Annotated in this window: 14 protein-coding genes; 7 read left to right on the top strand and 7 right to left on the bottom strand. The window is 46.4% G+C overall.

Annotation, left to right across the window (positions count from 1 at the left end; translation table 11 throughout):
- Window positions 1-147: 147 nt before the first annotated feature.
- The gene (locus tag C3B52_RS17860) at window positions 148-1,056 is read right to left on the bottom strand and encodes an EamA family transporter (RefSeq protein ID WP_103107756.1); all 909 of its coding nucleotides are present in this window, start codon (window positions 1,054-1,056) and stop codon (window positions 148-150) included.
- 259 nt (window positions 1,057-1,315) lie between these two features.
- Between C3B52_RS17860 and rarD the strand changes: the two genes are divergently transcribed.
- Complete coding sequence (rarD, locus tag C3B52_RS17855; protein ID WP_103107755.1) at window positions 1,316-2,224, top strand: EamA family transporter RarD; 909 nt, start codon at window positions 1,316-1,318, stop codon at window positions 2,222-2,224.
- An 80-nt stretch (window positions 2,225-2,304) separates the two neighbouring features.
- Here rarD and pdxK read toward each other — a convergent pair whose 3' ends face one another.
- Together pdxK and C3B52_RS36505 are read right to left on the bottom strand one after the other, a co-directional pair.
- The gene (pdxK, locus tag C3B52_RS17850) at window positions 2,305-3,123 is read right to left on the bottom strand and encodes a pyridoxine/pyridoxal/pyridoxamine kinase (RefSeq protein WP_103107754.1); all 819 of its coding nucleotides are present in this window, start codon (window positions 3,121-3,123) and stop codon (window positions 2,305-2,307) included.
- 238 nt (window positions 3,124-3,361) lie between these two features.
- On the bottom strand, window positions 3,362-3,532 hold the full coding sequence (locus C3B52_RS36505; protein WP_162839527.1) for a hypothetical protein: 171 nt from the start codon (window positions 3,530-3,532) through the stop codon (window positions 3,362-3,364).
- 217 nt (window positions 3,533-3,749) lie between these two features.
- On the opposite strand from C3B52_RS36505, the gene C3B52_RS17845 reads away from it, so the two are divergent.
- Genes C3B52_RS17845 through C3B52_RS17835 form a run of 3 tightly spaced genes read left to right on the top strand, consistent with a single transcriptional unit; the run spans window position 3,750 to window position 7,491 of the window.
- The gene (locus C3B52_RS17845) at window positions 3,750-4,451 is read left to right on the top strand and encodes an ABC transporter ATP-binding protein (RefSeq protein WP_103107753.1); all 702 of its coding nucleotides are present in this window, start codon (window positions 3,750-3,752) and stop codon (window positions 4,449-4,451) included.
- Between the two features lie 24 nt (window positions 4,452-4,475).
- Window positions 4,476-5,936 carry an ABC transporter permease gene (locus tag C3B52_RS17840; protein ID WP_103107752.1) on the top strand — a complete coding sequence of 487 codons (1,461 nt, stop codon included), beginning with the start codon at window positions 4,476-4,478 and terminating at the stop codon, window positions 5,934-5,936.
- 22 nt (window positions 5,937-5,958) lie between these two features.
- Window positions 5,959-7,491 (top strand): efflux RND transporter periplasmic adaptor subunit, encoded by a 1,533-nt coding sequence (locus C3B52_RS17835; protein WP_103107751.1) that lies wholly within the window; start codon window positions 5,959-5,961, stop codon window positions 7,489-7,491.
- Window positions 7,492-7,573: 82 nt separating this feature from the next.
- On the opposite strand, the gene C3B52_RS17830 is transcribed toward C3B52_RS17835, so the two are convergent.
- Together C3B52_RS17830 and C3B52_RS17825 are read right to left on the bottom strand one after the other, a co-directional pair.
- Complete coding sequence (locus tag C3B52_RS17830) at window positions 7,574-8,248, bottom strand: hypothetical protein (RefSeq protein ID WP_103107750.1); 675 nt, start codon at window positions 8,246-8,248, stop codon at window positions 7,574-7,576.
- Between the two features lie 14 nt (window positions 8,249-8,262).
- Window positions 8,263-9,033 (bottom strand): class I SAM-dependent methyltransferase, encoded by a 771-nt coding sequence (locus tag C3B52_RS17825; protein ID WP_103107749.1) that lies wholly within the window; start codon window positions 9,031-9,033, stop codon window positions 8,263-8,265.
- 197 nt (window positions 9,034-9,230) lie between these two features.
- On the opposite strand from C3B52_RS17825, the gene C3B52_RS17820 reads away from it, so the two are divergent.
- The 3 genes from C3B52_RS17820 to C3B52_RS17810 are packed head-to-tail and all read left to right on the top strand — an operon-like array spanning window position 9,231 to window position 12,349.
- Window positions 9,231-11,267 (top strand): hypothetical protein, encoded by a 2,037-nt coding sequence (locus tag C3B52_RS17820; protein WP_103107748.1) that lies wholly within the window; start codon window positions 9,231-9,233, stop codon window positions 11,265-11,267.
- A gap of 56 nt (window positions 11,268-11,323) precedes the next feature.
- Window positions 11,324-11,512, top strand: coding sequence for a hypothetical protein (locus C3B52_RS17815; protein ID WP_103107747.1), 189 nt, complete (start codon window positions 11,324-11,326; stop codon window positions 11,510-11,512).
- A gap of 27 nt (window positions 11,513-11,539) precedes the next feature.
- Window positions 11,540-12,349, top strand: a complete 810-nt coding sequence (locus C3B52_RS17810) for an EcsC family protein (protein WP_103107746.1) — start codon at window positions 11,540-11,542, stop codon at window positions 12,347-12,349.
- A gap of 5 nt (window positions 12,350-12,354) precedes the next feature.
- On the opposite strand, the gene C3B52_RS17805 is transcribed toward C3B52_RS17810, so the two are convergent.
- Both C3B52_RS17805 and C3B52_RS17800 read right to left on the bottom strand, forming a co-directional pair.
- Complete coding sequence (locus C3B52_RS17805; RefSeq protein WP_103107745.1) at window positions 12,355-12,903, bottom strand: GNAT family N-acetyltransferase; 549 nt, start codon at window positions 12,901-12,903, stop codon at window positions 12,355-12,357.
- Between the two features lie 96 nt (window positions 12,904-12,999).
- The gene (locus C3B52_RS17800) at window positions 13,000-13,443 is read right to left on the bottom strand and encodes a flavodoxin (RefSeq protein WP_103107744.1); all 444 of its coding nucleotides are present in this window, start codon (window positions 13,441-13,443) and stop codon (window positions 13,000-13,002) included.
- Between the last annotated feature and the right edge of the window lie 79 nt (window positions 13,444-13,522).

The raw sequence follows: 13,522 nt of genomic DNA, 5'->3' as shown, positions 1-13,522 counted from the left end.
TACGACCTCCTCTTATCTTTTTCTGAAATCAGCTCCCAAGTATTTCCGTGAAGAGAACGTAGGTTCCTGCCTGTCACAACAGTTTATTTGGCCAGAAATATTAAAAAGACGAGTCGGAACGAATTACGGCCGACACGCCTTTTACTGTTACATGCTTCGTTTTTGCAATGGTTGCGAAGGAGCAAACAAGTGACGCCACTTGATTTGCGGGACGCCAATCGCTGCGAGAATCATCAAAACGCCGCCCCACTGCGTGAGCGTCACATTCTCGTGGAGGACAAAGCTGGAAAGCAATACGACAGTAGGCAATTCAATTGCGCTCAAAATAGTAGCCAGTCCGTTTCCGATGCGCGGGACGCCAACTGCTAAGCAGAAAATCGGGATAACCGACCCGAACACAGCAACGCAAAGAGCGAGAGGCAAAAGCCCGGAGGTAAGCTGACCATTTATGAGAAAGGATGGCGGGTAAACGATGGAAAGCATCACGCCAGCCATGCTAATCGTAATCGCACTTCGCAAGTAAGGATTCATCTGCGGTAGGATGCGACCGCTAAAGAAAATGACAGAAGCAAAGGTAGCACCAGACAAGAGTCCATATATCAGTCCAGAGAGACTTACGTTTTGCAATCCGGTTTCACCGAGCCCGCTAGCAAGTACGGTACCGACTCCCAGCATGATCAACGACACCCATTTTTCAATCGTAGGCCACTTGCGGTCGACGATTGACTCAAGCAGTACACCAATCCACGTAAACTGGAAAAGTAATACGATAGCAAGTGATGCTGAGACGCGGCTAACTGACTGATGATAAAAAAAGCTCGTTGATGCCATCATGAGGCTGACGGGAGCAAGTACGAGCAAATACTTGAAGCGAAACCGTTCCCGTGAAAAGAGGGAAGCCATCACGATCATGATTAGACCACCAAATATTAACTGGCTTCCACTAAGCTCATATGGTGTGTACCCGATTTGAAATCCGTGTTTTAAAAAAAGCGAGAGAACTCCGTAACTGCATGCACCGATTATTACTAAAAATACAGAACGCCAGTATGTCATAGGTAAAAAATCCTTTCTTATGACTAAACTCGGAAGAATAATCACTATTGTACTATAGCTATAAAATTGGTACAATGAAATTTTGTCTGCGGCTTTATCCTGATAATATGGTAATAAGATAGCTAGCTGCTCTGCTGCCTCGGTAGTGAACGAAAGTGTAATAAAGCTGTATTCTGGCTGTAAATACATAGCCGATTGAGGATTATTCCGTTACACTACTATCTAAAGGTAAAGCGAAATCGTTTGGAGGCAAAGAAATATGAAACAGGGAGTCTTTTACGCGATTGCTGCGTACTTTATGTGGGGCCTGCTCCCGCTGTATTGGAAAGTGTTCCAAGCGATGGGGGCTTGGGAAATCCTCGCGCATCGGATTGTTTGGTCAGTCGTGTTTGTTGCTATTATTATCGTTGTTACCAAGCGCACTCGTAAGCTACGGGAATCCGTTTCAGGCGCCAAAATGGTTGGGGCATTGATCGTTTGCTCGCTATTAATTAGTGCCAACTGGCTTCTGTACATCTGGGCAGTGAATAATGATCAGGTTATGCAAACGAGCCTCGGCTACTACATGAACCCGTTGATTACGGTCTTAATGGGTGTCATTTTCTTAAAAGAAAAGATGCATGTAGGTCAGTGGATTTCGCTCGCATTGGCAAGCTGTGGTGTTTTGTACATCACTATTCAGTACGGAGAGTTTCCCTGGGTTGCACTTTCGCTTGCGCTCACGTTCGCATTTTACGGTCTGGCCAAAAAGCTAGTGAAGCTGGAAGCGATTATTGGTCTGGCCTGGGAGACGCTTTTTGTGGCGCCGATTGCACTCGCCTATCTGCTCATGATACAAATCAACGGTACAGAGACTGTTTCAGCGCTCGCCTGGTGGCAAGTACTGCTGTTGACACTAGCTGGAGTAGGGACAGCGCTGCCACTTTATTGGTTCGCCCAGGCTGCTGCTCGTCTGCCACTTTCGATGATTGGCTTTATTCAGTATTTATCCCCGACGATTTCACTCTTGTCTGCCATTTTTCTGTTTCATGAGCCATTTACAACGACGCATATGATCAGTTTCTCACTCATCTGGGGAGCATTAATCATATTTACAGTCAGCTCCATTCGGAAAAAGCCTGCTTCGGTTCCTTTGAAATCAGGGGCGCCAATCAAAAAAGAAGCATGAAAAAGCTCCTGACCGACCAATCACAAGACTTGGTTTGTCAGGAGTTTTTGTTGTGTTTATGGCTTGAAGAAGTGAAAAGCTTATGCTTGCTTGCTCAAACGGTACGCACCGTGGTTGGTTGGTCCTACGTATTTATTCAGGGCAAAGGAATGACGAATGGCTTCTGTAATGAAATCTTTTGCTACGCCAACTGCTTCGCGTACGGAATTTCCTTTTGCCAGCTCTGCACAGATTGCAGCAGAGAACGTGCAGCCTGCGCCGTGAGTGAAGGTCGTTTCAAAACGCTCCGATTCCAACACCTCAAAAGATTGTCCATCATACAGAACATCGACAGCATGATTTCCAACCTGTAGCTTGCTTCCGCCTTTTACAACGACATAGGCTGTGCCAAAGTCATGGATGCGTTTTGCTGCTTCCTTCATATCATCTACGCTTTTCAGAGCGCCCATTTGGCTCAAGATACCTGCTTCGAACAGATTTGGTGTTGCGACTGTAGCGCGCGGCAGCAAAACCTCGCGCAAGCTGATCGCGATTTCCGGATGGAGGGCTTCGTCAGCACCTTTGCAGATCATGACTGGGTCAACAACAACGTTTTTCAATTGATATTGGTCAATCTTGCGGGTAGCCAGCTCGACCAGCTCTGTGGTGCCGAGCATGCCAGTTTTCACTGCATCAACACCGATACCCGAAAGAACGGTTTCGATTTGTTTTTCGAGGATAGCCACGTCGATAGGAAAAACCTCGTGGAACCACTCATTGTGTGGATCCTGTGCCACGATGACTGTGAGCGCGGTCATCCCGAAAACGCCGAGCTCCTGAAAGGTTTTAAGGTCGGCCTGTTGGCCAGCTCCGCCGCTTGTGTCAGAGCCTGCGATGGTCAGTGCTTTGCGAATGGTCATTTCGATTATCTCCCTTTGTGCCGCAGTCATGACGCTGCGGAACTATACTGTCATGCGCTGTACTGTCTCCTTCTATATTAAGAGGAAAAAATCGGTGGTGTCAATAATATCCCCTGAAATAAAAAGCTGTACTAGCAAAATTCAGCACTTCCAAACGGAGGTGTAGTGACTGCACGTAAAAAAACCGCCTTCCCCAAAAGAGAAAGCGGTTTCAAAAATATCTTTAAATTTCACTCTCTTAACGCGAAGTGGCGTGATGAAAGGAGAAGGAAATGGTCGTGGACATTGACTTGGAGCGTTTTGTTGCCAGCTGCTTGGCTTGTTTTGCAGCTTCGAACATGCTTGGAGCTTTGATGATTTCAACCCATCGGCGTGTTGCGGTTTCGAATAAAAAGCGGTAGATGGTCATTTTTTATCTGCCCTCTCATTTGTTCTTGACACCTCTATCATAGCAGGCTTTTGGTAGGGAATGGTTACAGGATTGTTACATAATTTTGAAGAACATGTTGCATCTGTGTGAACGTTAAAATGTTTCCTAATTTGCGTTACGTTTTTGAACATCCTGCGTCTTTAGTATGAGATGTTTTAATCATTTCCATTTTTGTGAACGAATGAGGTGTAAACAGATGGCTAACGCGTTAGGAGAACTGACTGTCACAGGTGTCAATCACAGCTACGGAACGGGCAAGATCAAAGTACCTGTACTGTTTGACATAAACCTGCACGTGAACAAGGGCGAGTTTGTGGCTTTATGCGGATCTTCAGGATCAGGGAAGTCAACACTTCTCAACCTGCTCGCCGGCTTGACCAAACCAGAGGAAGGCAGTGTCATGGTCAGTGGAGCGGAGATTTCCAGCTATAGCGAGAACGAATTGTGCTTGTTTCGCCGGAAGAGCATGGGCTTTATTTTCCAGTCGTACAATTTGCTGCCCAATTTGACAGCGCTGGAAAACGTAGAGCTTCCTTTGATTTTTGCAGGAGAGGGCGTGAAAAAGCGTCGAGCAAAAGCGACTGAGATTTTGGAGCGAGTCGGGCTGGAAGGACGTATCGACCACAGGCCGAATGAGCTGAGTGGCGGACAGCAGCAACGGGTAAGTATCGCGCGGGCGTTGGTTAATCAGCCTGGAATTATTTTGGCGGATGAACCAACAGGGAATCTGGACAGTAAGACAGAGCAAGAGATCATGAACCTGATGAAACAAATGAACAAAGAAAATGGGACTACGTTCATCATCGTTACCCATGAGCAGGAAGTAGCAGAACAGTCTGACCGTGTCATTTATTTACAGGACGGTCGGGTAGTACAAAAAAGGACGAGACCAGCGTAGGCGAGGGTATGAGGTGAACACATTGTGAAGATAATTGATTCTTTTCGCATCGTCTGGCGAAACCTGTGGCGGATGAAGCTCCGTACGGCACTAACCTCGGTTGGTGTCATGATCGGAACAGCCGCCATCGTCGCCATGATAGCACTAAGCTTAGGGTTGAAGGAAAGTGCAGTAAAGAGCTTGGAGAATTTTGGGAATTTAACCGAGATGGATGTAGAGCCGATGTATTACATCTACGAAGAGGATCGGATGATTCCCGAGGATGAGCGGAAAAAGCTGAATATGGAAGCCGTTCAGGAGCTAAAGCAAATACCAGGAATTGCGGCAGTCATGCCGATGAAGCGGCTTTATGAACAGGCCAAGCTCAAGGTAGGACGGCGCGAGGGCTATGTTGAGCTCATTGGGGTGGACGTGAATGAATCAGCAGAGTACCGAAAGAACGATGTGGAAAAAGGGGCCTATTTGTCAGGGTCGCCGCAAGAAATCGTAGTAGCCTATGATGTTCCGCGTGAAATGCGCGATGTAGAAAAAGAAAAACGAGATGCACGCCGACGAAATGCGGACTCCAACCGTTCAGGTGGGGGGGGAGCCTTTATGCCACCTGATATGGGGGGCGGAGAGCAAACAGCCGCCTTTAATCTGGTAGATAAGGCAGCCACGATCGTACTCACTCGGGAATACCGCATCGATGACGAGCCAAAGTACGAGAAAAAGGAAGTGCGTGTACGCGTTGTCGGCCAACTGCGACAGTCGGAAAACCGGCGATACTCGTCAGCTGTCTACGCACCGCTTAGCGTCGTGAAAGAGTTGAATGACTGGGTAAACAGGAGTCGGGGAGATGAGGGTTCGGACAGGAATACTCGCCGCACGCGAGAAGAGGCGAAAAAGGATAAATTTGAATTTGACCAGATGACGGTCAAGGTAGAATCCCGTGAAATGGTTGAGAGTGTCGTCAAAGCATTGAAGGAAAAGGGCTATGAGGTATGGTCGCCAGCGCGAGAGCTTGAGACCATCAACAAGTTTTTCTTTGTGATTCAAATGGTTCTCGGCGGAATTGCAGCTATTTCTCTGTTGGTAGCGACAATTGGTATCGTAAATACGATGATCATGTCCATTTTGGAGCGGACCAAAGAGATCGGTATCATGAAAGTAATCGGAGCCACGGTACTCAACATACGCTGGTTGTTCCTAATGGAATCTGGTTTTATCGGGCTAATCGGTGGCTTGGCTGGCTTGGGAATGGCCTGGGGAGCGGTAGAGCTCGTAAACTACTTCGGCGCTTCTGGAGGACTCCTGGATGGACTGAACATGGGATATGGCCGCGGAGGCGGCGAAGAGGCTGAACCTAGCAAATTGGCAGTTATTCCGGCCTGGCTGGCACTGTTTGCAATCGGATTTTCCTTTATCATCGGTCTGTTGGCAGGTATTTTCCCAGCGATCCGTGCATCTCGTCTGAGTGCTTTGCAAGCGATTCGATCTGAATAAAGAAATGTGAGGAAGAAAAGATATGGAGAAGAAAAAGTCAAAGAAAAAATGGATCATCATAGCGGCGATTGCGGTCGTCCTTGGTGGTGGGGGATACTACGGCTACACTTATTTCACAGGTAAAGATGCGGCTACGGAAGAAATGCCAATGGAAAAACCATCCTTTCCTACTGCTGCCGTCGAGATGGGAGAAGTGAAAAAAGTCATTTTCTCCTCTGGTACGGTAGAGGCCAAGGCGCGTGAGGAAGTAAAACCAGAAATTAGCGGCAAGGTACAGCGCCTGCTCGTAAAGGAAGGGCAATCGATTAAAAAGGGTGACGTATTGTTTACGGTAGATAGTGCAGACGCCCAATTGGAAATGCAAAAGCAAGAGCTGTCGATTCTACGCGCCCAGAAAGAATTGGCTGAACTGAAGAATAAAAAAGACACTATTCACTCGGATAAAGCGGGGAAGGTAAAGGAAATCCTCGTCAAGGATGGAGATACGGTTACGCCAGATACTGTGGTAGCCAAGCTTACGAATACAGATTATCTGAAAATCTCTGGGAAGTTTACAGCTTATGAAGCAGAGCAGTTCCGGGTGGGGCAAAAAGTAAAGGTCTTTATTACAGCGTCACTCTATTATATAGACGGTGTAGTTACTGCAGTTGACTTAGTTGGTAAAAAGGAGCAGGGTTCGGGCGCGTTACATAGTGTTGACGTACTCGTCAAAAAACCGGGAGCACTATACGTCGGGGATATTGCTGAAGTTCACTATACCGATCCAAAAGGTCTTTTGTACACAAGTAAAAGAGCGCCTTTTGAGCTTCCTGATGAGATGGAAGTATTAGCTGGTACACACGGCAAAATTTCAAAAGTAAATTTTGAGAAGGACGATGAAATCAAAGCAGGTCAACTCCTCTTTAAAATGGACATGACATCAGCCGACCTCGAGCTGCAGGAGAAAGAGCTGTCGCTAAAAGAGTCACTATTGACGATGGAGCAAAAGAAGCGAGAAATCGCGAAAAAGCAAGTAGAAGCCCCAATCAGTGGTGTGATTACAAAGGTTAATATTAAAGAAGGAGAATCACCAAGCTCAGGCGAACCAGCTGTGGTTATTATGGATACAACGTCGGTTTATTTTGTGGCGGCAGTCGACGAAATTGATATTCCTGCCATCAAGCTGGGGCAGAGCGTTGATGTTTTTGTAACAGCTTTTGGAAACAAGCCTTTCAAAGGAAAAGTTACCGAGCTACCAAAAGAAGGTACAAAAGAAGACAAGACTGTTCGCTTTGCTGTAAAAATAGAGCTCAGCGATACAAAAGATATGAAGCACGGAATGACAGGTGATTGTGATATATACGTAGAGCAAAAAGAGAATGTAAAACGATTGCCTATCAATGCGGTAGAGTTTTTGGAAGAAGGCAAAGGATCGGTGATGGTCAAAGATCCAAGTACCGAAGAGCCTACGCCGAAAGAAGTGAAAGTAGGTGTAGAAGGTACAGATTTTGTTGAAATTATTGATGGTCTAAATGAAGGCGATGAAGTGTTAATGATGAACGGCGAAGGGATGTAACTCTTTCTTCTCTTGATCGCAAAAAAAGTAGCCCCGCGTGCAACGTATTGTGGACGTTCACGCGGGGCTATCTGCTATTCGTCTAAGCAAAACTTTTTAAATGGAGCTTCTGGATCATTTGTGAAACCAAGCTAAGTAAAGGATGAGCTACAGCAATTCCGGTTTCCTGAGTAAATTGATGGGCGACAGGTGCCATCGACAGCTGAGCGACAGAAAGAGATGTATGGTGCCTACCTGCGGAAAGCCTTTGCAGCTCATTTTTCACAGCCTCACGGTAGGTGTCCTGCTTGTTTTCCATTAAAAGGGCAAAAGCCCCTTCCATGACGTGAACCTCAATACGCGGATGTAATCCTCTCGATTGGGCGTATACACGTAATCGCGTCATCGTAGGTTCTACGGTCGCAGGGTTGGAGAAGAGGAGGATTTGTGGCTCTGTACAATGGGTTATTTCATGAAAAAATGGCTTGTCAATCGTAAAGATCGGTGAGGAGCTGGCAGCCTCCATTTCATCGGTTAAGCAAGCTGCATATTGTGTGCAGGTAATTACCATCGCATCCGGATCACTTGTTTTCATCCAGTTCAATTGCTCGACCAGCTTTGCTTGCGATTGTTCTTTCGTGAGGGCATTCTTGCCTTCCGAATTGAGAAGCAAGCCAGGATCAACATAATGCACCATGTCCATTTCAACAGGAGCAAAAGCGTCTGCGAGCAAGGAAATATTGGAGAAGTGACCATGTAGACAAGCAATTCGTTTCATGAGCGGTGTTCCTCCTATTCGCTTGTTCTAATGGCAATCACGCGGATACGCTTGTAATCGACAATCCATTTGCCATCCTGGAACAGGACGGGACGTAACAGCTCCGTTACTTGCAAACAGACGTCATTGATTTCACCAGCGGACATATTCGTGAAAAACGGACTACAAAAAGAGTCCAACCAATGACGCAATCCGTGATCGCCATCAGGCATCGTAGTGGGACGATCAAAATGAGAGGCTAATACGACGCGAAATCCTTGTTTTTCTAACAGAGCAGCGTACTCGCCAATACTCGGAAAAAACCAAGGCATCCGCTCATCAGCCAAAATACCTTTTTGTGCAAGGGCGACGCGCAAAGCATCCACAACAAGCCCGCAGTTACCTTTGCCGCCGAATTCTGCCACAAACCTTCCTTTTGGAGCTAGCGCATGCCAGACGGACTCAATAACTTTTTCAGGCATTTTCATCCAGTGTAGAGCAGCATTGGAAAAGATGGCGTGGAATTGTTTTTCGGTACGATACGTATGCGCATCCGCAACCTGAAAAGGTAGATGAGGATATTTTTGCTGGGCACTACGTATCATATCGGCAGAAAAATCGACACCCATTACTGTTGCACCGGATTTTGCTATTTCAGCAGTCAAATCTCCAGTACCACAGCCTAGGTCCAAAATGCGTTCAGTCGAAAGCGGCTGTAGCCAATCAATTAATCCTCTGCCATAATGAGAAACAAAGTTCATTTTATCGTCATAGAGATCAGCATTCCATTGGTTTGCTGGATTCATATCGTATCCCTCCCCTATTATTGTTTTACCAGTTTATTGCCTATAATTTCAATCTATTTGAATTTATGAATACATAGTTTTTTCCTATACCACCTTCAGGGAATTCATTTCCTGTCTTGCTACTAACAGGAGAACTGGCTTTTTTTGTCGAATGAATATAATTGTCTAGTTTTAGAAAGAAAGTGAGAGGACAATACGTGAAAAAATGGGTTGTATCAGCATTGCTCGTGTGCTTGGCAACTGGCACCCTGATGTCAGGGGTAGCAACGCCCGCATTAGGTGCCATGACCGCTTCTGAGACGAAACCGAATAGCCAGCACTTCAAACCCGCACAACAGCCAATTCACGAAACGATTGGATTCAACAATTACCAAGTAGTCGGCGTGGATGCAAACGGATGGAACTGGGTGAAAAATGATGAGTTTATTTTGCCTCCAGGGACACCACTCGATATTGATCTGGTACAGACGACATATGGAAGCGGATCGAATCTGAATAAGTATGAGATTTTGCTAGATAATGTGGCAATGCCTGCATTATCTGGGGAGAAGCGCTCGGAGGATGCGGTATTGAGGTGGGAGGTCCCTCGGTTTTCAATACCCGAGTCCCAATTGTCAGCTGGGGTACATACATTAACATTCGTCAACTCGGACGGAAAAGGGCAGAAAAGCACTGTCCATGTCCGTTTTCAAGTAGCATCACGTAGCAACAATTTCAGCATCTTTGAAGGCGAAAAAGAAGAGGGAGAGGCGATCCCTTCGGATGGAGTAATGGGGATATTTGGACTGCATGGCACCAAGACATTTACGAGTACAGTCTCAGGTACGTGGAAACTGTTTATCCTAGAAAAAGGCACCAAAAAGGAGATGAAATCTTTTTCCGGAAAGACCTATAAGGCGGGTCCGATGATGGAGGGGCAATATGAAGTGGTCTTTACGCCAGACGATGTGAATCTTCCTTCTTGGACGACGACTATTCATGTAGGGTCGGTTGATTTGTACCAGGGAAGAGATGCAAACGGACAGAAGCTCACGCCGAATCAGAAGATTACGGCTCCTGCGGCACCAAGCCAAATTCAACTGTATTCGTTATTCCCAGGACGCTGGTGGGTGAATGGGACAGGTCAAACACTGACGGACTCTCAATATTTTGATGTAGTGGTCCCGGATACGTTTGCGGGAATGGCACTGACAGTTACATTTGAGCCGATTTCCAGCAAGTCAACACCAGGAACAAGCAGGAGTGAAGTGGCTACTGTTCAAATTCAAATTCCCGGTACACCTAGTGCCTGCGGACCTTCAGAACCACAGGTAACGCTTGACTTGATCACACAAAAAAATAAAGGCTCCTCCCTTAGAATTGAAAAGGAAAATCTCTATTCGTCCAATAACACCGTGAACGTGTATCAAAAGCCGATCCATGTGGTTTGGTTGTCAACCGCTGCCGACCATTTTTTGAACGGCTCGGATGTACAGGGCGATGAGGGACCAGGTGTATGGGCTGTCAATAACGTAATCGTAGACAACTCGAAGCTGAATTGGGATCACACGGCACTGGACCTTTCGACATATAAACCTGAGCGATACAAAATAAATTACTACAGCAAGCGCGATCCGAAGCAAACATGGTGCGGATACGTGCAAGTCGTTGAGGACAACGCTCCAACACGCTCGGGATTGGTTTGTGATCAGATGGAATCAGGGGTGGCGCCACCGAGCAAGCCGATGTCTTTAAAGACAAAGAGCGGTAAGACATATTCAAACGAAGAAAAGGTAGTCATTGAATCAAGCGAGGATTTGGATAAATGGCAAGAGGTTACTCTCTTGGCAAGCTATGTTGAGCGCACAGGAACAAAAAAAATAAAACAAGATGGCCGAAATTACTACATGCCAAAGGTTGAGTGGGCGTATGGAGAAATTGGATTCGGTTCCCGTCAAGCTCCAAATGGGGATCAAATGATCTCTGAAAATCGGACAGAGGTGCTCTACGATGGCAAGGTTATTTACTCGGTAAAACCGGGATCGCGCGATGATGATGACAATGGAATAGATGAGTTAAACATCAAAAAAATCATAGCGAGCAATGATACCAAACCAGGTGAATACACAATCCGAGTAACCAACACTCTCGGCTATTCAAGCTGCCAGGTTCTGTCATCGAACAGATCCTACAACAAGCAGACAGCTTTTAAGGAAAATGATGAGATTCTTTCCCTAACGATTGACGTACAATAGGGAGAAGCAGTATCCCCCGTTCTTTTGCGGGGGTTTTTTTGTCGGGAGGGGACAGGATGTCTGAACAGCAGCAAGCCGTTTTAGCGAAGTTTGGTTTTATTATCGAAGAGGGAAGAGTGAAACATTCGAAACTCGGAATCGTAAGAGAAATAGAGGAATTTACCTCCTTTTCTAAAGAGGATGAGCTACAGGAATACGTAAAGCAAATCCTTCGCAGCCAATGTCAGTTGAAACGGAAAAAATAGAAAGAAGCTTGGAAAGGGGCCGCGTGGATGGAGTCTAAAGAATCTTTGCTACAAGCCTTGAAAGAAGTAGAGGTCTGGGAAAAGAAACAGAAGGATTTGTGGTTTTGGGAAAAGCTCGGGAGACTACCTTTTGTTCTATTGGATAGAATGACGCCAAAATTCATTCGTGAAAAGCTCGGGACAGCTGTCGATGAGATGGCGGCCTTTTTGGAAACAGGGGGCACCTACCTAGTCTCTGATGAAGCCGTTTACAGTAAGTTTCGTACCCGCCAAAGCGATACGGGAGGGGTGACGTTGAACAAACACACGATTACCTCTTTGCCACTTAAAGAGATGAACGCAGTCGCTGTGCAAATGAGTGAGTCCAGGGCGACCTTTGCGACCGTGCAGGGGGCAACGACAGGGATTGGTGGTATTTTTACATTGGCATTGGATATACCGCTTTTGCTCGGCACATCGCTCAAGATTCTTCAGGAAATGGCTTTGTGCTATGGCTATCGTCCCGAAGAGAAGCGTGAGCGGCTTTTTGTCGTCAAATGTCTTCAATTCGCTTCTTCTGATATCGTTGGTAAAAAGGCGATACTCGATGAGCTTTCGCATTTCGACGATCCAGCTACTGAAAAAGATGTCATTGCTCAGCTCCAGGGGTGGAGAGAAGTCGTCGTGACCTATACAGAAAACTTTGGGTGGAAAAAGCTGTTTCAGATGGTACCGATCGCAGGCATTTTGTTCGGGGCGTATATCAATCGTTCCACTGTACAGGATGTCGCCGAGGCTGGCATGATGCTGTACCAAAAACGGCGAATCCTGGAGCGATTGCGTCAAGCCGGAGAATAAGAGCACTATTTATGCCAGTCCTCAGCAGTGATGGCATACATGTTGTGGTCTTCCCACTTTCCATAGATTTGCAAATAGCGCAGGGATAATCCTTCATATCGAAAACCGTTTTTTTCGAGTACGCGAATAGAGCCGAGATTGCGTGGCATGACCGCAGCTTGAACACGGTGCAAATTAGCAGTGGTAAAGGCGAATTGCAAAGCGAGTCCAACAGCGGAGGTAGTATAGCCGCGTCCATTGCAGCTTTGATCCATAAAATAGCCCAATGTTGCGTTTTGCCAAGCACCGTGGACGACATTTGACAAGACGACACGGCCGATCATTTCCTCTTTTTCGGAAAGAAAAACGCCAAAGGCAAATCCGGTCTCATTTTCGAAGTCCTGTATGGCCTGGGCTACTTGCTGCTGCTGACCTTCCAATGTCAGGTGAGAAGGGGGACGGATCGGTTCGAATGGTGCCAGAAAGTCTTGGTTACGCAGCCGAAGCTCCAATAGCTCGGCTGCGTCTTGTTCACGAAGAGGGCGTAAATAGATGGCATCGGTATGTAATTGCATCGAGCGATCCTCCTAAAGAAAAAATGGTGGATCGATAGTGTACCACGTTTCCTCTCCGCAGGAAATGCAATTCGAATAAAAGAGTGAAAATATTCGTTACAATCCGAGTGATTCCACAAAAGAAACGCCATAAGCTTTGCATCTCTCAACTTCCTTGGCATTGGGGGTGAGCTCGATTTTCAGTCCCTCCAATGGCGTTTCTGCTCCACGCTCACGAGCTTTTTCTAATAGAATATCCACAGCGGCACCTACATGCTCGTAGTTTGAGTCGCATGAACCAAAAGCGATGACCTTTTTGCCACTCAATTCAATGTCGTTCATTTCTTCATAAAAGTCCAAGCATTCGTCTGGCAGCTCTCCATCTCCCCATGTATACGCGCCAAGGGCAATTCCGTCGTACGACTCCAGCTCTCGTGCACTGGCATCCATCACTTCCTTTATCACCAGCGTGGCACCTGTAGAACGAATTCCTTCTGCGATGGCCTCAGCCATTTCCTGTGTGTTTCCAGACATGCTCGCGTAAACAATCAAAAAGCTCATAAAAAGAAAACCTCCAAGTTAGTAATGAAAATCATTCTCATAAACAAAATAATGAAAATGAGAATCGTTGTCAATAAAC

The sequence above is a fragment of the Brevibacillus reuszeri genome (assembly GCF_002897295.1).
GTDB classification, from domain to species: Bacteria; Bacillota; Bacilli; order Brevibacillales; family Brevibacillaceae; genus Brevibacillus; species Brevibacillus reuszeri_A.
This window is presented reverse-complemented; position numbering and strand designations above follow the sequence as displayed.